Genomic DNA, 24,015 nt, shown 5'->3' with positions numbered 1-24,015 from the left:
CCGCGCCCCTATAGCTCAGTTGGTAGAGCTACGGACTTTTAATCCGCAGGTCGTAGGTTCGAGTCCTACTGGGGGCACCATCCTGACCAGGATCTTCCTGTTCAGATTGTGGGACAGGCACGTTCGGATCGGCGGGAGTGGTCACCGAACGGTCACCGGAAGGTTTTTGTTCCCTGTTCGAGCGCGGTACGAGACCGGCCGCAGCTTCGGCAGCCTTGGAGTCCACACCAGCCAAAAGGTGGCTGTACGTGTCCGCTGTGATGGCGATCGACGAGTGTCCGAGCCGCTTACTGACGATGGTCAGATCGACGCCGGCTGCGAGCAACAGTGACGCCTGCCCGTGACGCAGGTCGTGCAGACGGATCGAGCGCACACCCGCGGCCTTCGTCAGCTTGTTGAACTGATCGGTGACGTACTGCGGCGGGTAAGGCTGCCCGTTCTCACGAGCGAAGACGAGACCATGTTCGACGTAGGCGTCACCCCACTCGGCTCGTTCCATGTCCTGAGCGAAGCGGTGGGCCATCAGAACGCCGATAGTGTGCGCGTCGAGTCCGACCACGCGATCTTCACCGCTTGCCGTCTTCGGCTTACCGAACTGGAACTGTCGGTGCTCGTCCCCGCAGAACTCGCACTTGATGCCCGTTCCGTCGATCTCCACGAGCTGCTGACGAACGATGATGGTGGCCTTGTCGAAGTCGATGTCATCCCATCGGACGCCGCACCCTTCACCGCGCCGAAGTCCGGACATTGCCATCGTCTCGTACAGCGTGCCGAGCCGGTCGGTCGTGGCGTGGTCGAGGAACTTGCCCAGCTCCTCGGCTTCCCACGGCTTCACCTTCGGACGAGTGGCGCGAGGCAGTTCGAGGTTCTCGGCAGCATTGAATGCCACGAGGTGCTTGCGCTTCGCTGACGTGAGCGCGGTGCGCAGCGTTGCGTGGATGCGCCGGATTGTTGCAGGCTTCAGCGTCTTCGGATTGCGGCGCGCACCCTTTGCGATCTGTGCGCCTGCCTCCGGCTTGGCTGGCGGCTTCGCGATGTCCCGTAGGAACTTCTCGACATGCGTGGCGCGCAGCTCACCGAGACGAAGCCGCCCGAGATGTGGAATCAGGTACGAGTTCACGTGCTGCTCGTACGACCGGATCGTCGTCGGCCGGATCCCCGAGTCCCGTTTCGCTTCGAGCCACCCGAGAAGGTAGTCAGCGACTGTCAGCTTGTCGTCGTGTGCGAGCTGTCCGGTGCCGGCCGCGTGAAGGAACGCCGAGAGTGCGGCCTCGGCGTCATCGCTCGACTTGAATCCGGACTTCCGAACCTGTCGACGCTTCCCCGTTGCCGGGTCATTTCCCATGTCCGCAATGAACACCCACGAGCCGTGGGCTTTGCGGCAGGCTTTGCGCCGGCCCTTTGCATCACGCTCGACGGGGCATTTGCACCGCTTCGAAACACTCCCCCTCATAGCTTCCCCTCAATCATTCTCAAGTCGTCAGGTAGGCGCGGCGGTGTAAGGCCATGCCTTCGCATTTCTGCTCGTACCGAACGTAAGTCGTCTTGAAACTGGCGCTTAGCCGTCGCCGGCAGCAGCATCTTGAAGGCTGTCGATTCGTAGCCTTCAGATTCCTCGCGATCCATGTCCAATTCTCCGTATGGAAAATCGTTGAGCAGAATCTCTACAAGCTGGTCGTGCTTGTTCCTGAGCGTGATCGGTGCCGCTCCGACCTCCCAACCGGCCTCTGGATCGTTGTACCAATCCCGAACCCCAGTCGCCTCGTCGTACTCCCCTCCACCCGGGTCTCCGATAGTTGGCATTGGGCCGCTTCCGACGAACCATTTGTAGGCGCCCCACGTTGGTACTTTCACGCTGGGGACTGGTTCGACCTCGTCAACGAGGCCGACAGGAAACATTAGGACTGCGGGCGGAACTCGGAGAGCCCGAGCGATCACGACCAATTCGTCAATCGTTATGTCCCGCCGACGTTTTCCGTCCTTCTTGCGTCCAGTCTCGATATTGGTAAGTGCGGCAAAAGTGAGGCCGGGAGCACCCAGCTCCGCGCATCGTTGGGCGAGTTGTTCGCGGTTCATGGCGATCGTTGGCCGCTTCCGGTACGCGACGATCTGATCAGCCACCCGATCACTCAGCGACGGGCCCGACCACTCAACCTCATTTGCCATATCGACAAGTTAGCGCATCCCCTTGCACACCTCAAGACGTTCGGTTACATTTCATCTCATAGGTACGCAATTCGCCAACCTATCGTGTCGATACGACAAGCTAAGGAGCCGAAGTGAAGAAGAAGGTGAAATGGAGCGAGCAAGCCGTCCGAGATCTCGGGGTCACTACGAATCTGCCGACTGCGTGCTCTGTGCTCGCCCTCGGGACTGTGAAGGGCTACGAAATGGCAGCTCAGGGTGAATTTCCTGTGCCGGTCCTCCGTCTCGGCAGGAAGTACGTCGTGCCCGTCGCCGGCCTACTGGCAGCGCTCGGACTCGAACCGACGCCGACCGAAGATCTAGCCCAATCCGCATGAGTACGCGCATGAGTACAGACAACAAAAAGGCCTTCGCCGTGAATCTAGCGGCTGGCACCGCTAGCGACGAAGGCCTCACACCCGAACCCGCAACAGGAACGAGCAACAAAATGAAGACTACTCGGAACCCCCGACAAGTTCATCTCACCTCTGTGGATGCACCAAGTTTCCTCAGGACAGAGGCCGATTTCATCACGAACGACGGTGAAATTCTGACCATCGCTGCGCAGTTTCACAACAACGGTGACGGCACCTTCGATCGTCTCGTCCTGATCAACGACTACGCCATCCGCTGCGACGCCGTTGACGATCTGATCATCGCTCTCGGTGAAGCGCGTGACCGCGGATTGGCGGCCTGACATGCCTTACTTCGGAAAGCTCACGATGCGCTGCATGCAGATCGAGGCCGCATTCGACTCGGAGCGCAACACCGTCGACATTCAGATCGGCAATGACATTCGCCTGCACATCGCTGATATCGACGAGGTCTACGGCCTGATGGATGTTTTGCAGGACGCCGCCCGTGCGATGGCGAAGTTCCAGTCTGAGCAGGTGGCGTGATGTCTCCTACCTACTCAGACCTTGATGGCTTCCACTCGGACCCTGCCGGCTTCGGCCGCATTCGACAGTTGCCGGCAGCTCGGCAGCCGGACGGCGATACCTACGAGGATCAGTGCAAGCCGGTCGCACTGGCGCAGGGAGATTTCGAGCAGCCCGCGCAGTCGACGGGCATCCGAGCGACTGTTCACAGGTGGACCGATTCGGATTCAGTTGAGTTCGTTGTCGGGCTCGAAGGCGTTGACAACAAATGGAACTCGACTGGCGGCACATTTCAGATGTCTCCCGTTGCAGCGCTCCAACTCTCGGCTGATCTGGCAACAGCGGCGTTCGCCCTCATCAACGATGCCGAACGCATCTTGAAGCGCGATTGCGAGCAGATCACCGAGGCCGCACGGCACCGGGAGGACATGTGAGCACCACTGAACTCATCCTTGCCGTCTTGCTGGTCGTTCAGAGCGTGTCGTGGATGGCCCACGACTACAAGCACTTCGAGCCGGGGAGGAGTGACACAGAGTGACCTCAGGTCTCAAGTTCCGATGGCACCGAGAGTTCCTCGCTTCGGATCTCGGCAAGACAGCGAAGCTGGTGGGCGTCCGAGTGTGGGACTACGCCTCTGGCGACGGTGGCGGCGCGCATCCTGGCCGCTCCGTCCTGTCCGGGGATCTTGGGATTTCGTTGTCGACGGTTGACCGCGCATTGCGTGATTGCAGGGACTCGGGATGGCTGAAGCGAACGAATGAATCGAACAGCCACCCGAGTCGTGCGTGGGCTGATGTGTACGCGTTGACGTTTCCTGATCGGTCGTCATCAGCGACTACCGATCAGGACATCAACCACTCGTCACCCATGACGACCGTTCTCGCAGACCGGTCGTCAAACGACAGAGACCGGTCGTCAAACGAGCCGCTATCGGTCGTTACCGATGACGACCCAACAGAACCTAACCAACAAAACCTTTTACAAGAGAGGGCTCTCCCTTACGTAAGTAACGCAGGCGCGAGCGCGCATGAGCGCGAGACCGAAAATGCGGCGCAAACCAAAGAACCTCCATCCCATTCGAATTCGGCTGATCGTTACAGCAACGAGCAACAACCGAAACCCGAGCCAACTCCGATGGACCACCTACGGAGAACCTTGGGCGCGCTGTCCGACGACGAGAACACCTACGCCGTGGACATGATCGAGTGGGGCCACAGCTGGTATGCGATTCGCGCCGAACTCGTGAAGTACCGAAATCAGCGTCTAGGGCGACGCAAACACCTTCACCCAGTTAAGGACACCAGCCAACCCCTAAACGGAGCTGAGATTCCTACGGCTTAGCCAGAAATGAGGACAGCACAATGACTACTTGCAACCAGTGCGGAGCAACTTGGGGTGGCATGTCCACCTGCCACTGCTCGGCTTGTCACATAACGGTGAGCAGCCCCTCAGCATTCGACCTCCACCGACGAGCCGAACAGTGCCGAACACCCGCACAAGCCGGACTCGTACTCACAGACCGCAACTACCCCTGCTTCGGACACCCCCAAAGCGACACAGAACGCCCCACTAGCTGGGCAAACGACGGCCAAGGCCTCATCGCATGACCAGCCCAACCAAACCTTTGGCAGCCCTCCTGCGTGCGTGCGCGGGAGGGCCCTGCCCCCATCTCGATTCAAATCGGACGTTCGGCACCGTCGCCGCATGCGCGAGAAATGAACGTTCTCTTGGCTCACCGCGTGCGCGAAGTAGACGTTTACTTGCCTCTCCGCGCACGGGAATCACACGTTTGATGGCGACCCCGCGCACGGGAGAAGCGAACGTTCGGCAGCTGACAGGTCCGCGCAGGCGCATGCATCTGCGAGAAGTGATCGATCCGCGCCCGCATGTGCGCACGCGAGAGGAGCCACGAGATGAACGCCCGCGGTGATCTGGACAAGGTGGCGCTCGACGCGCTTCTACGAGCTATGGCACCACCAGCATTGAGCATCCTCGTCGACCCTCGGCTCGACGGCGCAGCCTGCAAAGGGAAAGCGCCACTGTTCGACGATCGCCTCGACCGAGAAGACCACGACGCCGAACCCGAAAAGGAGCGCGCCGAAAGGCACCACCAGGCACGCAAGATTTGCCTGACATGCCCTGTGCGCTCCGCATGCGAAAGCTCGGCGCTCGACCACGAGGCATCCGGCATCTGGAACGGCCGGCTCGTCTCGAACCAACGACCGCCACGGCGAAAAACAAAAGACGCCGGGACAGCGGATCCAGCCAAACCAGTCGAGCGTGTCGGACCCCTCTCGCATGATGAACACAAACGAATGACTATGCACAAATCCGCATAATCATTCGCTCGAACGGAAGGAAATCGCGATGCTCACCGCAACAGCAGCGCGTGACCACCTTGTGACCACAGGTGGCCTGAACTGCACAAACACACACCTGATCGGATTCTCAATCCGCAGGTCCAACCTCTCGGAGAACGCATGACAAACCGCAACAGCGAGCAACACGGGCGCGCCGACCTCGCCGCCATCGTCAACGGCATCGAAGGCTACAACAACGACGCCGTTCGATCGGTTCTCGACGCCATGACTGACGACGAAATCACTCGGCTGACGATGGCGGCGCAGGCCGATCACAGCGAGCACGCTCTCGCATTCGCACAGCACTTGTCCAACTACCAAACGGTCATGACATTGATCGGTTGCGTTCGAGGCGTCCGCGCCAACGGACAGGAGTCCTGACATGGCTTACAAGGATCTCGACACCTTCTTCGACCCGGACCTGCATCTCCCGATCAAGGGCAACTGGTACACCGTGCCGGCGCCTGGCGCCGAGGACTGCCTGGCGCTGCGAGACCGCCTCGTACTAGAGGGAATCCCGCCAAACGAGCAGGTCGAAGACGCGCTGATAATCCTTGGTGCCGAGCGTGATGAGGAATCCGGCGAACTCGAACTCGCTGGCGTTGTCGCTGAGATGGTTGCTGACAACATCACGTGGCCGATGATCTTGCATGCTGGCCGCACCGCGCAGCTCCACTTCGGCTTCTCCGCCGACATGGCCGAAGCCCACTGGCACCTGGCTCAGCTCGGGAAGCTGGTGGATCTGGAGTGGATCGCTGAAAAGTTCGCTGCCAAGCCCGAGAAGAAGCCGAAGCAGAAGGCAAAGTCAGGTAAGCGGGGTGGTCGGTAATGCCACTGAACGTAGGTGAGTTGGTTGCCCATCTGACACTCGACGACTCTCGGTTCATTCAGGGCACTCGCAACGCTGGGCAGCAGACGGACCGACTCGAATCGTTGGTACAGCAAGCGGCGCGCAGAATCGAGCAGCACTTTCAGCAGAGCGCGCAAGGTGTTGATCGGCTCAGTACCTCCACGTCCGGCGCTCAGCAGGATATGGGCAGGCTCGGCACCGCCGCCGGCAATGCAGCTCGGGATGCTTCGCGTGTCGGACAGAGCGCGCAGGATGTGAACCGACTCGGCAACGCTGCCCGCGGTGCCGCTACCGATGTAGACCGCATCAGTACATCCGCCTCGCAAGCCAGCAGGCAGGTAGATCAGCTCAGCGGTGACCTCGACGGCGCCGCGTCAGGTGCGTCGAATGCTGGCGGGAACATGGGTGGGAACTTCCTCTCTGGCTTCACAGACAAGATCGGAAAGCTGTCGTCGTCGACAGGTCCGATCGCTGGCGCGCTGCTCGGAGTCGGAGTCATCGGACTCAGCGTCGGCGCTGCCCTCGCCGCCGCAATTAACGACGGCATGCAGCAAGAAGCCAACCTCGACCTATTCCAAGCCCGTACGAAGACGACGGAGGCGCAGGCCCGGAAGTTCGGGCTCGCAGCAGGTGAAGCGTATTCGGACGCATTCGGTGAGTCGGTCGAGGCGAACCTCTCGACACTCACCCTGGCGTTGCAGTCGAATGTCATCGATCCCGGTGCCACTCAACAGGACGCCGAGAAAGTCATTGCCAGCTTGGACACCATCTCCACCGCTCTCGACGGGGAGGTCTCGCAATCAGTCCTGGCTGTCTCGTCGCTGATGTCCACAGGTCTTGCGGCGAGTGCGCAAGAAGCGTCCGACATGATCGCCAATGCTGTCGGCGGCAGCGCCAACAAGCAGGGCGATCTTCTCGAAACGATCAGTGAGTACTCGGCTGGTTGGAAGAACGCCGGCATTTCAGCCGAGATGGCCCTCGCACTGATCGAGCAATCGACGGACAACGGCGCGGACAACTCGGACCGGGCCGGTGACTCGCTACGTGAGTTTGGCCGTCGCATCACTGAAGAGGGCGACACGATCGTCACGGCTCTCAACGACATCGGCCTGAACGGCGCCGAAATGTACGAGGTGTTCAAGAAGGGTGGACCTGAAGCGGACGCCGCTTTCGACCAGGCCTTCGACAAGATCAGCGCAATCGAGGATCCGGTGAAGCGAAACGCTGCGGCGATGGCGTTGCTTGGTGACACGTCCGGTGACTTCATTGGCGCTCTGTCTCAGTGGGATCCGTCGAAGGCTCTTGCTGACTTCGGCGAGTTCGAAGGTGCCGCCGGGAAGCTGGCAAATCAAATCGGCGGTAACACGGCAACATCGGTCAAGGGTGCGATGAACTCCATCTCAACGGTGGCAGACGGATTCAAGGCCGCCCTTGCGGCAGCGTTCGGCCCGCAGATTGCGGAGTGGGCTGACAACATCTCGAACAACCGAGTGGGAGTGATCGATTTCTTCCAATCCGCGGGCAATGCTGCGTTCGAACTCGGAATTTCGGTGCTGAACTTCGTGGCATCTGGACTCGATGGACTTGGCAAGTTCGCGAAGTCAGCATCCGAGACCGGCGCATCGTTCCTGGAGATGGGCGCGAACATCCTGTCCGTAGGCGAATCGATCCCCGGGTTCGGAGCCATCCTCGGCATCGCTACTGGCGGCGCGGCGGACAAGCTTCGCGATCTCGCTAAGACCACCAGGGAAGGCGGCGCGAGCGTCGAGGGCGTTCTCACTGGCGCTGCAAGCACTATCCGAGAGGACTTGATTCCAGCGCTCGGCGCAGCCCAGGAACGGACGAATGGGTTCCTCGACGGCATGAAACTCTCGGCAGCGTTCAATGACCAGACAGCGAAGGTCACCAAATCCATTGGCGAAATCGGTGTCGCTGTCGATGGCTCGGTCATCAAGATCGAGAACTGGAACGGCGCGATCGACAGGGCTAACCCACTGCAAGCAGAGATGGAGACCCGACTGCGCGGACTGTCCGGACAGTTCCGAGACCAGATCAAGACCGGACTCGAAGCAGGCAACACCGTCGAGAACCTGACGAGGCAGTACGCCGGCAACCGCGACGCACTGATCCAGCAGCTCACGGCCACCCTCGGCAGCAACGAAGCCGCGGTCGCATACCTCAACACTCTCGGACTCACCCCTGACTTCGTCACCACCCAGGTCCGCACCGAAGGGATGCCGGAAGCGAAGTCCGACTTCGATGTCCTGCGCGGCAAGGTCCTCGATGTCCCGAACGCGAAAACGATCCACACGTCAGCGTTGACGAAAGACTCGATTGATTCACTCAAGGGCCTGGAAGGGGTGAAGGTCGAGGTCCTCAAGGACGGCACCGTGGTTGTCTCCGCTGAAACGGAGGGAGCGCAACGCAATCTTCAGACGTGGTTGTCGCAGCCGCGTTCGATGACGGTGACTGTCAACCCTGTTGTCGGTCAGCAGTTCTCCGGAGCTGGCCTGAGTCCGAACTTCGGGCAGATCCCGGCCGGTAACTCCAACGGTGTGGCGCAGTTGCCATCCGGTGTGCGCCCGAACGCTGACGGTGATATCCACGAGCCTGGCCAGGCGGCCATCCGCAACGGTTACGGGCGTGGGATCTACCAGTGGGCGGAGGCTGAGACCGGTTGGGAGGCTTTCATTCCCGGCGCACCGTCGAAGCGTGAACGCTCGGAGCAGATCCTCGCCGAGACAGCCCGCCGCTTCGGGTTGGGTCTCGTCCGACCGATGGCGGAGGGTGGTGTCGTCGAATCATTCACCGGCCTCGCATCCCAACACGCACCAGGACTAACGCTCACCTCGTCCTATCGGGACACCAACGACTACCACGGACAAGGGAAGGCAGTCGACTACTCCAACGGCTCAGGCAACACCGATGAGCAGTTGGCGTGGGCGAACTACCTCGCCGACAACTACCAGTCACAGTTGGCAGAGTTGATCTACTCGGATCCGCGATTCACTCGGAACATCAAGGACGGGAAGATCGTCGATCCGTCGTTCTATGGTGCGGCGACTATGCAGCAGCATGAGAACCATGTGCATGCGGCGTCGAAGGAACCGTTGGGTGCCCCGTCTGGTGCGGGTAAGGATGCGGGTCCTGCTGCTCCGGACTCGCGTACTGAGCGGGAGAAGATCGCCGATCAGGTGATCGCGGAAGGTAAGCGCCGCGGCATCAGCGATAAGGGCATCAAGGCCGCGGTCATGACCGCCCTCGCTGAAACCGATTTGCAGAACCTCGACTACGGCATGGATGGCGATAACGCCGGCATCATGCAGCAGCGCGATAACGGTGGTTGGGGCACGTTGGAGGACCGGAAGGATCCGACCAGGGCTGCGGGCATGTTTTACGACAAGCTCGACGACTTCGACTACAACAGCATGACGGAAGCGCAAGCCGCTCAACGAGTGCAGCAGTCGGGCACTGCGGATGGTTCGAATTATGCGGTGAAGGCTGCTGAGGCGGACGAGATTATCGCGGCGTCGAATGCTCGCGGCAACGGCAGTCAGATGACTGTTGGCACTACTGACAGTGGTGCTGCGTTGGCGACAGATGGGCAGCGGGTGTTTGTCACCAACTGGCCCACCTCTGGCTCGTCGTCGTACACCCCCGCCGACACCACCTCGACCAGCACACCAGCGCCTGAAGCAAAGCCCGATGACAACGTGATATGGAAGGGAGCTGTCCGCGTCTTCGAGAACGGAGGCATTCGCGGCCTACCTGAACAGGCTGCCATCTACCCGGACGGCGCCGACCTCGTTCGGTTCGCCGAGCCAGGCACAGGTGGGGAGGGCTACATCCCACTGCATCCTGCCAAGCGTCGGCAGTCCCTTGCCGTGACGAAGAAGATCGTCAACGGCTTCGGATTCGATCTCGTCCCCTTCGAGGACGGCGGGATCCACGGCCTAGGCGGCTTCGGTGGCTACGTCGGAGAAGCCCCCGGGCTGAAGGTGCCCACCACCGCCAACGGGCGCAGAGCAGCCGCATACAACGCTCTCGCATTCGGCGTCGGCAGTGCGTTCGCACTCGCCAGTGGCTTCGACGCAGATGGCAACTTCACCGGTCAATTCGACACAGGCGCCAACAGTTCCGCTCAGTTGGAAAAGGGGTTCGGGCAAGTCACCGACGAACTCGCGCCAATCCTCGAAGCAATTCTGTTGGCGATCAAGAACCGTGAGCCGATCCGCGCAAGCGTCAACGTAGACAACGGAACCGGCATGGCGAACATCTCAATCATGAAGGGCGGGCTCTGATTTCGCTGTGACCACTGCGTGACCACACAGCCTCTGACCTGCATCAATACACGCACCATCGGACATTCAGTCCGCAGGTCGAAACCACAACAGCAACAACAACACTCAACCCAGGAGACAAAACAGCATGACTGAAACGAGCATTCCCACCGTCGCTGACATCGACGCCGAAATCACCGACGCCACTGCTGCTGTCGAGGATCTCGAAACGAAGGTCATCAACGGCGACACCGCTGTCACCTCGACCGCGATCAGCAAGGCCCGAGAGAAGCTGAGCTTTCTCGGACTTCGACGCAAGGCAGCCGAGAAGGTCGAAGCAGCACAGCGCGAGGAGAACCACCGTAAGTCCGTCGAGGGCTACCGCACTCAAGTTGCAGCGTGGTCAAACGCCGCTGAAAGCGAAATGCAGGAGGCCTACGCCGACATCGTTAACTCGACCAAACGACTCAAGAGCCTCATCAACGCCCGCCAGAAGCAAGCCCGCAGCTACGAGAGCCAGGCAAGCGCTCTCGGCCTGCCTGACCCCCGTTTCCCAGGGATCAGCGAGGACTACCTCGGATACGCGTTCGACGAGGGCCGCACCGGCATCCGACGCGTGCATGGGTTCATTACCGACAACAGCGGCCGACACCGCCTGCACCGCGACTAGGAGTAACCGATGCCAAACAGGTTCTTCCGAGCGATCCCCAACCCTGATCCAGCCGATACCCAGCCCTCGCCCGTAGGCAATTTCGCTGAGTGGGAGGCCGGCAAACGCGAGCGGCAACTCGCCGAAGGGGCGGAGACGAACAACCCCGCACGACCCATCAAGCACTACATCTATGAACTTGACTACTTCGACGAGTGACACCCCAGGAGACAACACCATGAGTAAGAAAATTGAGATCCACACGCAGACCGACCCCGAAGACACTTTCGTTGAGATTCCGGGCAGCGGCGGCGCGGTCTCGGGCAAGCCGAAGCAGGTCCGCATCTTCGGCCAGGCCGACGCAATCCAGCCTGGCGACCTCACCGATAGGGAAGCGCCTATCTACAACGAGGACATCACCCCCGAGAAGGCCATCGAGCGCGTGCTTTCGAACCGGAACCGATCCTTCACGCTCTTCAATACCTCCGGCGACGCAGCCTGACACCCCTGCGGCCCAGCCTTCACCGGCTGGGCCGCCCGGAAGGACACCCATGAGCAACGACTTCAACGCCATCATCGCGGCAGTCGAACGCGCAGCAACCCGAGGCCTACAGCAAGCCGCTGACATCATCCACCAAGAGGCAGTGCTGCGAGCGCCGAAAGAGACAGGTGTACTCCGCAATACCTCGTACACGCAGGCTGAAGGCAACGAGGCCATCGTCGCTTTCGACACACCGTACGCAGTGCGTCAGCATGAAGAGCTTGGCTATCACCATCAGGATGGTGAAGCGAAGTACCTCGAAAACGCGTGCATCGATCGCAAAGACGTAGTAGCCGAAACCATCGCCGAATCCATCCGAGAAGGACTCAAAGGCCGATGAACAGCGTAAATAGATTTCGCCTATTTATCGGTCACAACTGATAGGGCTTGGCAATCGAGCGCCTCAACTGTCGCGGTTGGGGCGCTCCCTCGTTTGCAGTCTGACCGGTCTGGTATCTATTGGCCATGAAACGGACATCCACGGCTCTATTGGTTGCTGGCCTCTCGATCGCGACCCTGGCGGGATGCTCGGGCGAACCGGAACCTGAGATTGCATCGACCACGCAGACCGTTGCGCAATCGACAACCACCCTGGCACCCGCAACGACCAGCGCAGCAACCACAACTCCGTACGTGGTCCCCGAGTATTGGATGCGCGTCAACGGACCCCGCTACATCACCGTGGTCGTCCCGACCCGCTATCCCGCAGCGCAAATGACCCGGGTCATGCAAAACGTGGTGGACCTGCATTCCGGCAAAGAAGGCGGCTGGCACGTCAACATCGTCTGTGGAACTTCCGCAGACGATACGAGCGGCCCGACACTTGGCACATCATCATTTGCGCTCGACAACTTGGGCTTGGCGCAAACTGGCCTCAAGAGCAAGTTTCAGGCAGCGACCATCATCCGTGATGGTGCCACCTGCAACTGACGACCGAACATTACTTGCAACCATGCAAGTAATTGAACAAAACCACCACGAAAGGACTTCGAAATGACCAGCGAGCAGTTTGGAGGCGACATCATTGACGGACCATCAGATCGAGGTCAGATCAAGCTGACCAAGGTAGCTGGAAGCGACCTGAATCAGACCTACATTGGTCAACTAATCGGCCGGCACGAAGGTGCATACAACCGGCTTGGCAAGCTCCAGGAACTCATCCCCGTACTTACCGATCCCGCAGGCCTATGGCTCGCGACGATTCACTGGGGCGCGACCCCCGACGCCAATGCCGAGACAGAGAAGATTCAGATCCGTTTTAGCGATGAGGTCGAATTCGTGGAGATCACGCCCAACTGATTCGTGGCTTCAGAGTGGTCACAGACGACGCGTGTGACCACATAACCAGGCATCACGAGACGGACCTCAGATCGGCGTTCACCTGCCGAAACGAGGTCCGTTCGTCATTGAGTATCGCCAGGTGTCACGTCTGGGTTCTGACTTTTAATCCGCAGGTCGTAGGTTCGAGTCCTACTGGGGGCACAAACACAGACCCGGCGCCTCATTCAGAGGCGCCGGGTCTTGTGCGTTCATGCCACATCAATTCGTGCCACATCAATGCATCAGCAGGTCATCGAAGCAGGAACTCGAGGGTCACGCGCTCGAATGCCTCCTTGGCTTCGATCATCACCCAGTGCCCGCAGTTCGGGAATACATGCAGTTCGGCGTTCGGAATCAGTCGCATCGGAATCATCGGCATGTCCGGTGGACACTGCCTGTCGTCGAGCCCCCATGTCAGCAAGGTCGGGCATTGCACCTTGTGCATCATCGACCAGTACGGCGGCACATCCGAGTTGGACATCATCTGCTGCTGAGCGGCAAAGGCTTTGGATCCGTACATCGCGGTCAATGCCTGGTGCGAGGCCGGATCGTTGGCCGTTTCCCATCGTTCCTCGATCCGCGCCTCGGTGACGACAGTCTTGTCGTACACCATGCATTCGAGCCATCGAACCAACTTCTCACGGCTGGGAGCGTCGGCGAAGTCCTGCAGGAGACGGGTACCTTCACTTGGATTCTGACTGAAGATGTTCGGGCCGACGCCACCGATGGTGACCAGCCTGCAGACACGCTCCGGGAACCTCATCGCGACGTTGACGCCGACTACCCCACCCATCGAATTGCCGATCATCGCAGCCGATTCGATTCCCAGCGCGTCCATGAATCGGATCACCGACGACGCTGCCGTGATCACCGGATGGCCGTCGACGGGATCGCTCACGCCGAAACCCGGGAACTCGAGGATGTAGCAGTGGAAATGCTTCGCGAATACCTCGAGGTTCCCCCGATAGTTCCGCCAACCACTCACACCGATCCCTGAGCCGTGCAACAGGATCAACGGCGGACCATCGCCCGCCTCGTGAAAGCGCAAAGTCCCCTTGTCGGTAGCGACTTCGCGTTTGGTCCCCTCATAGGTCACGTCCATCACGCAAGATTAGAACGTGTTACAGATTCAGGACGGCTGATTGCGGAACTTCGCAACCACCGTCAGAAGCATCCCCCGCTACCTCGACGCCCACTGCGATTCGTGGACTTCTGCTCGCTCGGTTTCGACTTCCCCGGCCCAGCCTTCACACACCGGTTGGGGCGCCGCACTTGCTCGAAGTGTCCGGCGCTCACAACATGACCGGCCACACTCACCCGGACAGACGTGTCTGCGCGGGCGGTTCCGACTTCCGCCGAACCCAACGCCAACGCGAATGCAGCCACCAGCACCAGGGCTACCTTCTTCGAGATCTTCATTGGCACGGCCACTGAGACACGGTTCCACTCCAGATACTGAACAGGTGCGCGTGTCTAAGGAACACGCTGAGTGTCGACGATATTCAGTACGGGTGGCCGGCCGCGATCCTTTAGCTCACCAGTATCTGAACAGTCGACAACAAAAGTTTGGGCGGCACGTCAACATCCCGAGGGCGTCAACGAGCCAACGACCAAGCTACGCACCAATACTGAGAATCACGTAAACATCGTGCAGACGCCGGGGCCGGCGCCTTTCGAAACTCCCCCAAAGCGATGTCCAGGTTCACGTCCTGCCTGAATCGTTCTGTTTGGTACTTTTACCCCCTGAGGCGCACTCCTCAGATTCGCTGTCGACCCAGCACAAACGGCGTGCAGTACAAATCGGATACTGCGGCCCGCGAACGCCTTACCAAGCACTCACGAAAGCCCGGGCAAACATGACCGAAACGGAAACCACAGTGCGGGACGACCCGCCGCGGACGCCATTCGAACCCGAGGATCGCTGGGTTCCCGTCGACCGTAGATGGTTCGGCCTGGACCGAGCGACCATCATCCCGGCAGCGATAGTGCTGGCCGTTGCGATAGTCATGAGCATCCTCATCCCGGCCGTCAACAACTCTGTCGCCTACGACGACGAAGTCGTGGCCGGGGATGTCATGGAACTCAAAGACGGCATCACCTTCGTTCCCTCCGTCGGCTGGGGAATCACAGACGGGGTCCGCGAAACTGATGCTCCCGTCTCCGGTTCGTTCCCGCAGCGCGCAACTCTGGTGAACAGCGGTGCACTGTTCACCGTCTACACGGCACCCTTCGCCGGTGACGCGAACGCTCTACTCGAACAGATCAAGAAGACCTCGGACGCCCTGGCAACAGCAGAGTCTTTGCGCGTCAGCGGCGACTCTTCCTCGATCACCACGGCGAGCGGCATTCGTGGTGTCATCACCAGCTACTCGAACTCGACTGCCGACGGCGTGATCGCAGCATTTGTCGTCGACGGAAAAGGCATCGAAGTTGTCTCCACCGGGCCGAGCGATGTGGCTCCGACCATCACGGACGACATTGCTCACATGATTGTGAGCATCAGCCACCGAGCCGGAGAGGGTTCCTGATGAGCACTCCCACAACACAACCCGCAAACGATCTCCTCACCCGCGCCGGTGCGATCGAGAACTCCGGTTGGGGTAGGTCGTTCACGTTCTACCAGCCGCGCAACGCCGCTTTCTGGGTTTACCTCGCTTTGGTGGTGAGCGGCGCCTTCAAATTCTTCTCGCTGCTGTCGTCGTCCGCCGGCGCTTACGGAGAAGCCATCGCGCTTTCGCTGGTGCTGTTCGGTGTGTACGGCGCCATCTTCTGGTGGTTCACGCAGCACATCGACAGGTACGCGCGCCAACCGGTCAAACTGATCGTCGTTGCGTTCCTGTGGGGCAGCTTCGCCGCTACATGGGTGATGGCCGCAAACGCCAACGACGCCATCTTGTCCTTGTACGCCAAGACATTCGGACAGGCGTGGGCATCGGACTGGGGCCCCGGCCTGACAGCTCCGTTCACCGAAGAAATCGCCAAGGGCATCGGGTTGCTCCTGCTCATCGCACTGGCATCTCGATTGGTGCGCACCGCATTCGACGGATTCATCCTCGGCGCCTTCATCGGACTCGGCTTCCAGATCTTCGAAGACGTTCTGTACGCCTTGAACTCGGCCGCGTCGCAGTTCGGAGCCGATCCGGTCGGCGCTGCGATGCCGACGATCATCCTCCGCATGGTATTCGGAGTGGCCGCACACACTCTGTACAGTGCGATCTTCGGTGCCGGACTCGTCTATCTACTGGGACGGCCGGCGGAACCGCGTCGTGTGGGGCGCGGGCTCGCGCTGATGGCGACCGCGATGCTGCTCCACGGCCTGTGGGATTCCGCCGGTGCCTTGACACAAGGCAAGAATGCACTTCTCTTTCCGCTCTTCTTTGTCATGGTCGCCGCCGCATTGACCCTCGTGGTCCGCGTGTTTCGAATGACGGTTCCACGTGAACGCCAGTTCCTGAGCGACATCCTGGCACCGGAAGTCGGCCGTGGTGTCATCACGGACGAAGAATTCGTCGCTCTGTGCGGCGACCACAAGGCACGCAGGGCTTTCCGCAAATCTGCAGGCGGACACGCGGCCCGTAAACGCGCCGAATACGTCCTCGAAGCCGCGGCAGACCTCGCCGACGCTCTGGCAGACTCCCACGGAACCAACACCGGCCGAGTCGAATTCGCTCGATCCGAGGTAAGTCGTATCAGGAGTGGTCAGCCGTCGGTCAAGCTCTGACCCGCTCCGAACTGGAATTCAACGCCGCGTCCCCTCGTGCGAGAGCACAAGGGAACGCGGCGTTGGCCATTGATCACGTTGCACATCCGGTTCGTCACGTCGCGATCAACCGCTGAACCGCCCCGACCGCAGCCTCGCGACGCTGAGCGACGGGACGGGACGACTTGAGCGCGAACATCCGGGCGATGTCGGTGATCAACAGAATCAACTCCGCGGGATTCCACTCGGGGTCGATGTGTCCCTCGAGTTGACCTTTGCGAATCTCGGCTACCTTCGGCCGGAACGTCTTGCTTCGTATGTCGTCCTCGCTCATGACGTCCGGTGCTTCGAGATCCGCCCATTGCTGCAATCGAGCGTTCTCGGGATGCGCTACGTAGTTGTCGAAGAGTCGACCTGCATACCCCGGCAGATCATCACCTCGTAGCGCTGTCTCCGCTGTGGTTTCGGACGTCCATTGCTCAGTGACGGCAGAAAACAACTCTTCCTTGCTCGCGAAGTACGCGTAGAGACGGTCCTTGCTGGCACGCGCTTGCGCGGCGATCCGATTGATCCGCGCGCCGGCGAGGCCGTACGTCGCAAATTCGTCCTTTGCGGCCGCCAGAATGCGGTCTCTCGTGGCTTCCCCTGCTGAGCGCATGTTCACAGCCTAGAACGAATCGACCGTTGCCGAACCATCCGGTTCGGCGTAGCGTGCAGAGTTGACGAACAATTTGGTTCGCGAACTTCGGCCAACTCACCCGCCGACGCAAGGAGAGACATGAATCTCGATGACGCTCGAACCGCATTCACCCGGCTCCGTGGATCGGAAAGTGGTGTTTCACCAGCAGAACTCGACGAAGTGTGGGCCGCGCTGGAAACCGTTGCCGCCGAAGAAATCCTCGGCGAATGGAAGGGCGACGACTTCGCCACCGGTCATCGTCTGCACGAAAAACTGTTCGCGAGCCGCTGGTACGGCAAGACTTTCAATTCCGTCGAGGATGCCAAGCCGTTGATCTGCCGAGACGAAGACGGCAACCTCTACTCCGACGTCAAGAGCGGCAATGGCGAGGCAAGTCTGTGGAACATCGAGTTTCGTGGCGAAGTCACGGCGACGATGGTCTACGACGGCGCGCCGATCTTCGACCACTTCAAGAAAGTCGACGATTCGACGCTCATGGGCATCATGAACGGAAAATCGGCGTTGGTTCTCGACGGCGGACAGCACTACTACTTCCTGCTCGAGCGAGCGTGATTCGCGCCGAACAGAATTCGACGTCCGCCATGCAGATGACAGCGGCGCTCTCACACGGCCCGCACTCCCCCTTCACACTCGACACCGTCGAGATCGACGAACCCCGCGCAGACGAGATCCTGGTTCGCATCGTCGCGACAGGCCTGTGCCACACGGATCTGTTCACGAAGACGGTGCTACCGGAAAAGCTCGGGCCCTGCGTGTTCGGACACGAAGGCGCCGGCGTCGTGCAAGCCGTTGGCTCGTCGATCGACAACATCGCGGCTGGTGATCACGTATTGCTGAGCTACCGCAGTTGCGGTGTATGCAGGCAATGCCTCAGCGGCCATCGGGCGTACTGCGAAAGCTCACACGGGCTCAACAGCTCTGGCGCACGCACCGACGGCTCGACGCCGGTCCGGCGAAACGGAACTCCGATACGGTCCGCATTCTTCGGCCAGTCCAGCTTCGCGGAATACGTCATCGCCTCCGCCGACAACACCGTCGTCGTCGATCCTGCGGTGGACCTGACCGTCGCGGCTCCGCTCGGCTGCGGGTTTCAAACCGGCGCGGGTGCCGTGCTGAATCTACTTCGCCCCGAGCCCGACTCGACGTTTGTCGTTTTCGGGGCAGGCAGCGTCGGACTCGCAGCGCTGCTGGCGGCGAGGGCTGCCGGCGTTTCCACCCTGGTCGCCGTGGACCCCGTTGCGCAGCGGCGCGAACTCGCCGAGGAATTCGGCGCCGTCACTGTCGATCCCTCGAATGAAGATGCGCTCGACGCGGTCCGCGCCGCCACCGACGGAGGTTCGACGCATTCCCTCGACACCACCGGAATCGGCTCCGTGATCAATCAAGCCGTCACATCACTTCGAGCACGGGGAACACTGGCGGTAGTCGGACTCGGAGCATCCACGGTCGAGGTGAACATGGCCGACATCATGCTGAGCGGAAAGACAATTCGAGGATGCATCGAAGGAGAGTCGGAAGTCTCGACGTTCATCCCCGAACTCGTCGAACTCTTCACTGGTGGCCGGTTTCCGATCGACCGCTTGGTGACGCGCTACGCATTCGCCGACATCAACAAAGCCGTCGAAGATCAAGCGTCGGGGCGCGTCATCAAACCCGTTCTCGTGTGGTGAGGGGCGAAATGTCTCATTCGTCGACCCGACGGAATTCGCCCTAGACTGCGCTCCTGCACTAGACGTCGGAGCAAGGTGGGGACGATGACAGAACACACCAGTACAGGCGCGGGCCACGGCCGGGCCGTTATGCCGATCATCCGGATGCGCGCACGCAGCCGCGACGAGAACCATCGCGCATCGACGCCACTCGAACTGTTCTTCGACCTGTGTTTCGTGGTTGCGGCCGCACAGGCCGGAGTTCAACTGGTGCATGCTGTTGCCGAGGGCCACTACGTCGACGGCATCGCCGGTTATATGTTCGTCTTCTTCGCGCTGTGGTGGGCGTGGGTGAACTTCACCTGGTTCGCGTCTGCCTACGACACGGACGACGTCCCCTACCGGATCGCGACCTTCGTACAGATTTGTGGCGTGCTCGTCTTCGCCGCCGGAATCCCCGATGCGTTCGACGGAACCGACCGTACGACGGCCATCGTCGGCTACCTCATCATGCGAATTGCGCTCACCTGCCAATGGCTTCGAGCCGCCAGCGGTGAATCCGGTGCAGCGCGAACCACTGCTTTGCAATATGCCGCCGGGCTCGTGATCGTCCAGGCCGGCTGGATCGTGCTGCTCCTGATGCCGGCGTCGGCGTGGATTCCGGGCTTCTTCGTTCTCATGATCGCCGAACTCGCGGTGCCGGCAATCGCCGAGCGCAACCACCAGACGCCGTGGCACCCGCAACACATCGCCGAACGCTACGGCCTCTTCACCATCATCATGCTCGGCGAAACCATTGCTGCCGCCACCATCGCGGTCCAATCCGGCATTCGTGATTTCGACGCCGCCGACCTATTGATTCCGATTGCTGTCGGCGGAGTTCTGATCGTGTTCTCCGCGTTGTGGATCTACTTCGCCGTCCCGATCCACGAGTACCTCGCAGACCAGGGCAATCGCGCCGTCCTGTTGTGGGGATACGGGCACTACTTCGTATTCGGATCCGCTGCGGCCATCGGCGCCGGCATCGAAGTAGCCGTCGAGGAAGCAGTTGGCGAGGCGCACATTTCGACGTTCGCAGCATCTGCCGCGGTCACGATCCCCGCCGCGATGTTCCTGATCTTCGTGTGGCTCATGCACTCACGACACTTCAAGCGTGACAGGATCGAGCAGGCTGTTCTACCGGTGAGCGCAATCCTGGTTCTCGCCTGCACATTTGCCGGACACTGGGCGGTCCCGCTCGCCGGACTGGTGGCGGCGGGAACCGTCGGAGTCGGTGTCGGCCTGAGTACTCGGTCGAAGAGCTGACTCAGATTTCCGGGGCTGGAGCCTCGCCCTTACTCTGCGGCTCGTGTTGCTTGAGCTCACCGCGCATCTTGTCGAGATCCTTGCCACGCTTTTTGTACATATAGCCGAGCGCAACAAGACCCAGGAACAACGCGACGCCCAGGACTGCACCGACAACGGAGGCTCCGCGGAAACCGGGGCCGTCGACGTCGAGGATCCGCTCGCCCGCATGCGCTGCATTGTTGTTGCCGAGAACAACTGTCAGAGAGAGCAGATTCGGCAGCGCGAAGATCACACCCAACGCGAGAGCCGTGATCTGGATGATTCGAGCATGCTTGCGCTTGCGCACCTGCCAGACCGCTCGGAAGAAGATGAGCGGGACCAGGGTGCAGACGAGACCGAACAGCAGTCCCCACGCGATTCCGGCGCTGAAGCTGCCGTTCGCCAACGACGCAATTCGCTGCGCCCACCAACGCGGAAGGAAGGCGGCAAGGATGAAGTAAGCGATGACCAGGACCACCGCCATCACTGCGATCCCGATGGCCTTCTTCGCCCACGGCGGCATGCCCGGTTTTTCGGTGGCCGGTGAAGTTTCCGGTGTCGTCATGACAAATCCTCGTCTAGTCGGCGTCTGTACTGACGAATCTATCCGTTACGGGCGTTCCTCATCCGCATCGAGAACGATCCGGGCAAGCCGCTTCGGAGCAACGAGGGTGAACGAGGTGTAGATCCACTCCTCCAGTTGCGACCATTTCTCCTCGGAAACGTCGGTGCCGATGTCGAGCGCAACCCACCCGTGTCGACCGAGACCGTAGCCGGCAGCGCTTGCACCTGGTTCGGTGGCCACCACCGCTTCGGCTTCCTCCTTGCTCAACTTGACGGTCAAGGAGGTGGCTTCGACGTTGCAGAACACGAAGTTCTTGCCGCGGACCCGGAAGGTCGGGTGGCCGTCCCACGCTTCGATGTCGACGCGCTCCGCCTCCGGCAGGGACAACGAGATCTCTTCGAGTCGACGCATGTTGTCGGGCATGGAGACGATTCTGCACGCTCGATACCGAGCTTGACACCCGCGACACCGCTAGGCTCGGCGACGACCGCGTTACCGAACTCCGAACACAGGGAGAGTGGCATGCGCACGTTAGTTCATCTGGTTCTGCTCATTTGTGGAATCGCCGTTGCCGTCGGCTCGTTCATGTACGTACTGGCCGGGGTCAAACCCAACAACGTTCGCCTCGAGGACCTGCGGGACGGTTTTCCGGCCGGGTGGGCAATCGAGCAACTCGGCGATCAGTCCGTGACCTTCTACCGTTCGATGGCGATACTTCTGCTCGCTGCAGCCGTATTGATTCTGATCGCCGCTTTGTTCGGTTCTCGTATTTCAGCGTGGATCGGAATCATCGTGGGATTGGGAACTCTGGGCACGTTCTACTACCGAGTGAACGATCAATTCGACAATGTCATCAGGGAAAACTACTCCACGATCCTGACAAATCAGACAGGATTCATCTTGACGGCCGGCGGACTGATTCTCGCTCTCCTAGCGTGTCTGGTCCCCCGCGAGAAGACCCGAGCCTGACCGCTCGGCAACCGGAGGGTTACCGTCGACGCCGACATTCACTAGTGTCTGCAACAGCCGGGTACTGACGAGTAGTACCCCAGAAGAGGTAGGGCATCAATGGCATCGCTTGACGACCTTCTATCCCAGATCCCCATCGACCAGATCGCGCAGCAACTCGGCGTGGACCAGGCAACTGCCGAATCGGCGGTCAAGACTGCACTTCCGACCCTCGTCGGTGGCCTCGGCGCCAACGCTCAGGATCCCGCAGGCGCAGCCTCACTCGAAAGTGCGCTGCAGTCGCACGCTGACACCAGCCTTCTCGACGACGGCGTCGACATCAGCAAAGTCGACACCGCTGACGGTCAGAAGATCGTCTCGAACATCTTCGGCGGCAACACCGATCAAGTCGCCAGCGCACTGGGCGGTGTCGGTGGCGGCGGTGGAAACGATCTGGTGAAGCAGTTGCTGCCGATCCTCGCTCCCATCGTCCTGGCCTACCTCGCCAAGCAGTTCACCGGTGGCGGTGCCGGCGCGCAGACCCAGGCCTCCGGTGGCGGCGGGCTCGGGGATCTCCTCGGCGGAATTCTCGGCGGTGGCGGCAATTCCGGCGGCGGCATCGGCGGCGCACTCGGCGGCATCCTGGGTGGATCCGGTGGCGGCGGCCTCGGAGACCTGCTCGGCGGCCTCCTCGGCGGCGGCAAGAAGTAAGACGCTAGACAGAACGCACTGCGGCGATCCCGTTCGGGGTCGCCGCAGTGCTCTGTCATTCGACCGTCGAAGATCGAAACATCTTCAGCGACAATGCAAACGCAACCAACAGCAGCGCGCCCACAAAGGCACTGACCCCACCCCAACCGCCGCCCGCGTATGCGAGACCAGCGAGGGCGCCCGCCACGGACGAACCCGCATAGTAGGCAAACAGATACAACGCCGACGCCTCGGCCCGGTGATCGGTCGCGATCAGCCCCACCCAACCGCTGGCCACCGAATGCGCCGCGAAGAATCCTCCGGTGAAGAGCAGCATCCCCACGAGAGTCAACGCCAGATTGTCCGGAACGGTCAGTGCCAGCCCGATACCGATGACAACAACCGAGCCGAGCAGAACACTGCGCCTACCCAGCCGGTCCGAGGCCCCGCCGGCTACCGCTGAGGTGAAAGTTCCGGCGAGGTAGAAAAGAAAGACCAGGCCGACAAGTGCTTCGGGAAGTCCGAAAGGTGCTGCCGTGAGCCGAAACCCGAGGAAGTTGTATATCGAGACGAATCCGCCCATGAGGATGAACCCCAAGGCGAAAAGCGTGCGCAGCGACGGGTTCGCAAGGTGGCGCCGCAGATTCGACGCGATCGCACGCACCGACACCGGTTGCGGGCGAAAGAACTTCGACGCGGGGAGCTTCCGGATCATGTTGAGCGCGAACAACGCTGACAGCAAGGCCGCAGTCACCAATGCCCAGCGCCACGTACTGAAATCGACGACGGCCGACGGAACCAGCCGTCCGATCAGCCCACCGATCGTCGTTCCGGCGACGTACCTTCCCATCGCTGCACCGAGGTCCTTGCGATCAACCTCCTCGGCCAGATAGGCCATCGCCACCGCCGGGACCCCCGCCAGAGCCAAGCCTTGCGCCGCGCGTCCGATCAGCAGAACCTCGATCGTCGGACTGAGTGGCAGAAGCAAACCGATCACACAGGACGCCGACGCCGACGCGATCATCACCCGTGTGCGACCGAACCGCTCGGAGAGCGCACTGGCCGGAATGATCGCCAACGCCAACATGCCCGTCGTCGCCGAGACCGAAAGTGCAGACACCGCGGGCGAGACGTCGAAGCCTTCGGCGAACGCAGGCAGCAATGCCTGTGCCGCGTACATCGAGATGAATGTCGACAGCCCGGCCGCGAACAGCGCAACGGTCACCGTGCGATACCCCGATGTTCCGCGGCGAAGCGGCACCACTTCGGATTCGATCACATTCTCGACAGTCACCACATACCTCCAGGCATCACTTACCTCCGGTAAGAATCTTCCCGCCGAGCTTCGACAAAAGAAAATGCATAAACTTGGAGT

The 24,015-nt window shown here is 60.8% G+C and carries 28 protein-coding genes, 1 tRNA gene and 1 pseudogene; 22 read left to right on the top strand and 8 right to left on the bottom strand.

The window, feature by feature from the left end; genetic code table 11:
• The first annotated feature begins 4 nt into the window (after nucleotides 1-4).
• Nucleotides 5-80: transfer RNA gene (locus H7C86_RS25495), tRNA-Lys, on the top strand.
• Nucleotides 81-295: 215 nt separating this feature from the next.
• Here H7C86_RS25495 and H7C86_RS25490 read toward each other — a convergent pair.
• Both H7C86_RS25490 and H7C86_RS25485 read right to left on the bottom strand, forming a co-directional pair.
• A pseudogene (locus H7C86_RS25490) lies at nucleotides 296-1,453 on the bottom strand (tyrosine-type recombinase/integrase); the annotation flags it as partial.
• The gene (locus H7C86_RS25485; protein WP_182262449.1) at nucleotides 1,450-2,166 is read right to left on the bottom strand and encodes a helix-turn-helix domain-containing protein; all 717 of its coding nucleotides are present in this window, start codon (nucleotides 2,164-2,166) and stop codon (nucleotides 1,450-1,452) included. The gene H7C86_RS25485 and the pseudogene H7C86_RS25490, both read right to left, overlap by 4 nt.
• A gap of 113 nt (nucleotides 2,167-2,279) precedes the next feature.
• Between H7C86_RS25485 and H7C86_RS25480 the strand changes: the two genes are divergently transcribed.
• From H7C86_RS25480 to H7C86_RS25415, 14 genes are all read left to right on the top strand, one after another.
• A complete protein-coding gene (locus H7C86_RS25480) occupies nucleotides 2,280-2,522 on the top strand; it encodes a DNA-binding protein (protein ID WP_182262448.1) in 243 nt (80 codons plus the stop codon).
• Nucleotides 2,523-2,674: 152 nt separating this feature from the next.
• A complete protein-coding gene (locus H7C86_RS25475; protein WP_182262447.1) occupies nucleotides 2,675-2,881 on the top strand; it encodes a hypothetical protein in 207 nt (68 codons plus the stop codon).
• Between the two features lie 34 nt (nucleotides 2,882-2,915).
• Entirely contained in the window at nucleotides 2,916-3,083 is a 168-nt protein-coding gene (locus H7C86_RS25470) for a hypothetical protein (protein ID WP_220463470.1), read from the top strand.
• Nucleotides 3,083-3,496, top strand: coding sequence for a hypothetical protein (locus H7C86_RS25465; RefSeq protein WP_182262445.1), 414 nt, complete (start codon nucleotides 3,083-3,085; stop codon nucleotides 3,494-3,496). The genes H7C86_RS25470 and H7C86_RS25465 overlap by 1 nt, the downstream gene beginning before the upstream one ends.
• 1,452 nt (nucleotides 3,497-4,948) lie before the next feature.
• Nucleotides 4,949-5,401 (top strand): WhiB family transcriptional regulator, encoded by a 453-nt coding sequence (locus tag H7C86_RS37955; protein ID WP_397517270.1) that lies wholly within the window; start codon nucleotides 4,949-4,951, stop codon nucleotides 5,399-5,401.
• A 141-nt stretch (nucleotides 5,402-5,542) separates the two neighbouring features.
• Nucleotides 5,543-5,803 carry a hypothetical protein gene (locus tag H7C86_RS25455; RefSeq protein WP_182262443.1) on the top strand — a complete coding sequence of 87 codons (261 nt, stop codon included), beginning with the start codon at nucleotides 5,543-5,545 and terminating at the stop codon, nucleotides 5,801-5,803.
• Nucleotide 5,804: 1 nt separating this feature from the next.
• Nucleotides 5,805-6,251: a hypothetical protein gene (locus tag H7C86_RS25450; RefSeq protein ID WP_058227126.1), complete on the top strand. Its 447-nt coding sequence runs from the start codon at nucleotides 5,805-5,807 to the stop codon at nucleotides 6,249-6,251.
• Complete coding sequence (locus tag H7C86_RS25445) at nucleotides 6,251-10,573, top strand: phage tail tape measure protein (RefSeq protein WP_182262442.1); 4,323 nt, start codon at nucleotides 6,251-6,253, stop codon at nucleotides 10,571-10,573. Before H7C86_RS25450 ends, H7C86_RS25445 begins: the two co-directional genes overlap by 1 nt.
• 127 nt (nucleotides 10,574-10,700) lie before the next feature.
• The gene (locus tag H7C86_RS25440) at nucleotides 10,701-11,222 is read left to right on the top strand and encodes a hypothetical protein (protein WP_054188939.1); all 522 of its coding nucleotides are present in this window, start codon (nucleotides 10,701-10,703) and stop codon (nucleotides 11,220-11,222) included.
• Nucleotides 11,223-11,231: 9 nt separating this feature from the next.
• Nucleotides 11,232-11,420, top strand: a complete 189-nt coding sequence (locus H7C86_RS25435) for a hypothetical protein (protein WP_054188940.1) — start codon at nucleotides 11,232-11,234, stop codon at nucleotides 11,418-11,420.
• A gap of 19 nt (nucleotides 11,421-11,439) precedes the next feature.
• Complete coding sequence (locus H7C86_RS25430) at nucleotides 11,440-11,703, top strand: hypothetical protein (RefSeq protein ID WP_182262441.1); 264 nt, start codon at nucleotides 11,440-11,442, stop codon at nucleotides 11,701-11,703.
• A 49-nt stretch (nucleotides 11,704-11,752) separates the two neighbouring features.
• Nucleotides 11,753-12,082, top strand: coding sequence for a hypothetical protein (locus H7C86_RS25425; RefSeq protein ID WP_054188942.1), 330 nt, complete (start codon nucleotides 11,753-11,755; stop codon nucleotides 12,080-12,082).
• Nucleotides 12,083-12,207: 125 nt separating this feature from the next.
• On the top strand, nucleotides 12,208-12,672 hold the full coding sequence (locus H7C86_RS25420) for a hypothetical protein (RefSeq protein WP_182262440.1): 465 nt from the start codon (nucleotides 12,208-12,210) through the stop codon (nucleotides 12,670-12,672).
• Between the two features lie 63 nt (nucleotides 12,673-12,735).
• A complete protein-coding gene (locus H7C86_RS25415; RefSeq protein WP_182262439.1) occupies nucleotides 12,736-13,041 on the top strand; it encodes a hypothetical protein in 306 nt (101 codons plus the stop codon).
• Between the two features lie 271 nt (nucleotides 13,042-13,312).
• On the opposite strand, the gene H7C86_RS25410 is transcribed toward H7C86_RS25415, so the two are convergent.
• Nucleotides 13,313-14,164, bottom strand: a complete 852-nt coding sequence (locus tag H7C86_RS25410; protein ID WP_134999847.1) for an alpha/beta fold hydrolase — start codon at nucleotides 14,162-14,164, stop codon at nucleotides 13,313-13,315.
• Nucleotides 14,165-14,226: 62 nt separating this feature from the next.
• The gene (locus H7C86_RS25405) at nucleotides 14,227-14,493 is read right to left on the bottom strand and encodes a hypothetical protein (RefSeq protein ID WP_134999848.1); all 267 of its coding nucleotides are present in this window, start codon (nucleotides 14,491-14,493) and stop codon (nucleotides 14,227-14,229) included.
• A gap of 425 nt (nucleotides 14,494-14,918) precedes the next feature.
• On the opposite strand from H7C86_RS25405, the gene H7C86_RS25400 reads away from it, so the two are divergent.
• Nucleotides 14,919-15,590 (top strand): hypothetical protein, encoded by a 672-nt coding sequence (locus H7C86_RS25400; protein ID WP_182262438.1) that lies wholly within the window; start codon nucleotides 14,919-14,921, stop codon nucleotides 15,588-15,590.
• The gene (locus H7C86_RS25395) at nucleotides 15,590-16,783 is read left to right on the top strand and encodes a PrsW family intramembrane metalloprotease (protein WP_182262437.1); all 1,194 of its coding nucleotides are present in this window, start codon (nucleotides 15,590-15,592) and stop codon (nucleotides 16,781-16,783) included. The genes H7C86_RS25400 and H7C86_RS25395 overlap by 1 nt, the downstream gene beginning before the upstream one ends.
• Nucleotides 16,784-16,877: 94 nt before the next feature.
• Here H7C86_RS25395 and H7C86_RS25390 read toward each other — a convergent pair whose 3' ends face one another.
• On the bottom strand, nucleotides 16,878-17,420 hold the full coding sequence (locus H7C86_RS25390; protein WP_029256113.1) for a TetR/AcrR family transcriptional regulator: 543 nt from the start codon (nucleotides 17,418-17,420) through the stop codon (nucleotides 16,878-16,880).
• Between the two features lie 120 nt (nucleotides 17,421-17,540).
• On the opposite strand from H7C86_RS25390, the gene H7C86_RS25385 reads away from it, so the two are divergent.
• The 3 genes from H7C86_RS25385 (at nucleotide 17,541) to H7C86_RS25375 (ending at nucleotide 20,416) form a co-directional block, all read left to right on the top strand.
• Nucleotides 17,541-18,014: a DUF4334 domain-containing protein gene (locus H7C86_RS25385; protein WP_019745072.1), complete on the top strand. Its 474-nt coding sequence runs from the start codon at nucleotides 17,541-17,543 to the stop codon at nucleotides 18,012-18,014.
• Nucleotides 18,015-18,043: 29 nt separating this feature from the next.
• Nucleotides 18,044-19,132: an NAD(P)-dependent alcohol dehydrogenase gene (locus H7C86_RS25380; RefSeq protein WP_031333781.1), complete on the top strand. Its 1,089-nt coding sequence runs from the start codon at nucleotides 18,044-18,046 to the stop codon at nucleotides 19,130-19,132.
• 84 nt (nucleotides 19,133-19,216) lie between these two features.
• The gene (locus H7C86_RS25375) at nucleotides 19,217-20,416 is read left to right on the top strand and encodes a low temperature requirement protein A (RefSeq protein ID WP_080572253.1); all 1,200 of its coding nucleotides are present in this window, start codon (nucleotides 19,217-19,219) and stop codon (nucleotides 20,414-20,416) included.
• 1 nt (nucleotide 20,417) lies between these two features.
• On the opposite strand, the gene H7C86_RS25370 is transcribed toward H7C86_RS25375, so the two are convergent.
• Both H7C86_RS25370 and H7C86_RS25365 read right to left on the bottom strand, forming a co-directional pair.
• A complete protein-coding gene (locus tag H7C86_RS25370; RefSeq protein ID WP_019745075.1) occupies nucleotides 20,418-21,002 on the bottom strand; it encodes a hypothetical protein in 585 nt (194 codons plus the stop codon).
• A gap of 45 nt (nucleotides 21,003-21,047) precedes the next feature.
• Nucleotides 21,048-21,425, bottom strand: coding sequence for an MmcQ/YjbR family DNA-binding protein (locus H7C86_RS25365; protein WP_007733864.1), 378 nt, complete (start codon nucleotides 21,423-21,425; stop codon nucleotides 21,048-21,050).
• 99 nt (nucleotides 21,426-21,524) lie between these two features.
• Between H7C86_RS25365 and H7C86_RS25360 the strand changes: the two genes are divergently transcribed.
• Both H7C86_RS25360 and H7C86_RS25355 read left to right on the top strand, forming a co-directional pair.
• On the top strand, nucleotides 21,525-21,971 hold the full coding sequence (locus H7C86_RS25360) for a hypothetical protein (RefSeq protein ID WP_020970602.1): 447 nt from the start codon (nucleotides 21,525-21,527) through the stop codon (nucleotides 21,969-21,971).
• Nucleotides 21,972-22,070: 99 nt separating this feature from the next.
• Nucleotides 22,071-22,661, top strand: a complete 591-nt coding sequence (locus H7C86_RS25355; RefSeq protein WP_003940105.1) for a DUF937 domain-containing protein — start codon at nucleotides 22,071-22,073, stop codon at nucleotides 22,659-22,661.
• A 55-nt stretch (nucleotides 22,662-22,716) separates the two neighbouring features.
• Here H7C86_RS25355 and H7C86_RS25350 read toward each other — a convergent pair whose 3' ends face one another.
• Nucleotides 22,717-23,934, bottom strand: coding sequence for an MFS transporter (locus H7C86_RS25350; protein ID WP_182262436.1), 1,218 nt, complete (start codon nucleotides 23,932-23,934; stop codon nucleotides 22,717-22,719).
• Nucleotides 23,935-24,015 lie beyond the last annotated feature (81 nt).

Origin of the sequence: Rhodococcus sp. UFZ-B548, from assembly GCF_903819475.1 — a bacterium.
GTDB classification, from domain to species: domain Bacteria; phylum Actinomycetota; class Actinomycetes; order Mycobacteriales; family Mycobacteriaceae; genus Rhodococcus_F; species Rhodococcus_F erythropolis.
Note: the sequence above shows the minus strand (reverse complement) of the source record. Positions and strands in the feature narration are given on the sequence as shown.

Coding starts and splice junctions, on each gene's coding strand:
- H7C86_RS25390 (WP_029256113.1), bottom strand. CDS start 17,420: ATGCGCTCAGCAGGGGAAGCCACGAGAGACCGCATTCTGGCGGCCGCA.
- H7C86_RS25455 (WP_182262443.1), top strand. CDS start 5,543: ATGACAAACCGCAACAGCGAGCAACACGGGCGCGCCGACCTCGCCGCC.
- H7C86_RS25440 (WP_054188939.1), top strand. CDS start 10,701: ATGACTGAAACGAGCATTCCCACCGTCGCTGACATCGACGCCGAAATC.
- H7C86_RS25470 (WP_220463470.1), top strand. CDS start 2,916: ATGCAGATCGAGGCCGCATTCGACTCGGAGCGCAACACCGTCGACATT.
- H7C86_RS37955 (WP_397517270.1), top strand. CDS start 4,949: ATGTGCGCACGCGAGAGGAGCCACGAGATGAACGCCCGCGGTGATCTG.
- H7C86_RS25355 (WP_003940105.1), top strand. CDS start 22,071: ATGGCATCGCTTGACGACCTTCTATCCCAGATCCCCATCGACCAGATC.
- H7C86_RS25420 (WP_182262440.1), top strand. CDS start 12,208: ATGAAACGGACATCCACGGCTCTATTGGTTGCTGGCCTCTCGATCGCG.
- H7C86_RS25360 (WP_020970602.1), top strand. CDS start 21,525: ATGCGCACGTTAGTTCATCTGGTTCTGCTCATTTGTGGAATCGCCGTT.
- H7C86_RS25410 (WP_134999847.1), bottom strand. CDS start 14,164: ATGGACGTGACCTATGAGGGGACCAAACGCGAAGTCGCTACCGACAAG.
- H7C86_RS25380 (WP_031333781.1), top strand. CDS start 18,044: ATGCAGATGACAGCGGCGCTCTCACACGGCCCGCACTCCCCCTTCACA.
- H7C86_RS25370 (WP_019745075.1), bottom strand. CDS start 21,002: ATGACGACACCGGAAACTTCACCGGCCACCGAAAAACCGGGCATGCCG.
- H7C86_RS25430 (WP_182262441.1), top strand. CDS start 11,440: ATGAGTAAGAAAATTGAGATCCACACGCAGACCGACCCCGAAGACACT.
- H7C86_RS25385 (WP_019745072.1), top strand. CDS start 17,541: ATGAATCTCGATGACGCTCGAACCGCATTCACCCGGCTCCGTGGATCG.
- H7C86_RS25485 (WP_182262449.1), bottom strand. CDS start 2,166: ATGGCAAATGAGGTTGAGTGGTCGGGCCCGTCGCTGAGTGATCGGGTG.
- H7C86_RS25375 (WP_080572253.1), top strand. CDS start 19,217: ATGACAGAACACACCAGTACAGGCGCGGGCCACGGCCGGGCCGTTATG.
- H7C86_RS25435 (WP_054188940.1), top strand. CDS start 11,232: ATGCCAAACAGGTTCTTCCGAGCGATCCCCAACCCTGATCCAGCCGAT.
- H7C86_RS25425 (WP_054188942.1), top strand. CDS start 11,753: ATGAGCAACGACTTCAACGCCATCATCGCGGCAGTCGAACGCGCAGCA.
- H7C86_RS25400 (WP_182262438.1), top strand. CDS start 14,919: ATGACCGAAACGGAAACCACAGTGCGGGACGACCCGCCGCGGACGCCA.
- H7C86_RS25365 (WP_007733864.1), bottom strand. CDS start 21,425: ATGCCCGACAACATGCGTCGACTCGAAGAGATCTCGTTGTCCCTGCCG.
- H7C86_RS25395 (WP_182262437.1), top strand. CDS start 15,590: ATGAGCACTCCCACAACACAACCCGCAAACGATCTCCTCACCCGCGCC.
- H7C86_RS25465 (WP_182262445.1), top strand. CDS start 3,083: ATGTCTCCTACCTACTCAGACCTTGATGGCTTCCACTCGGACCCTGCC.
- H7C86_RS25445 (WP_182262442.1), top strand. CDS start 6,251: ATGCCACTGAACGTAGGTGAGTTGGTTGCCCATCTGACACTCGACGAC.
- H7C86_RS25450 (WP_058227126.1), top strand. CDS start 5,805: ATGGCTTACAAGGATCTCGACACCTTCTTCGACCCGGACCTGCATCTC.
- H7C86_RS25415 (WP_182262439.1), top strand. CDS start 12,736: ATGACCAGCGAGCAGTTTGGAGGCGACATCATTGACGGACCATCAGAT.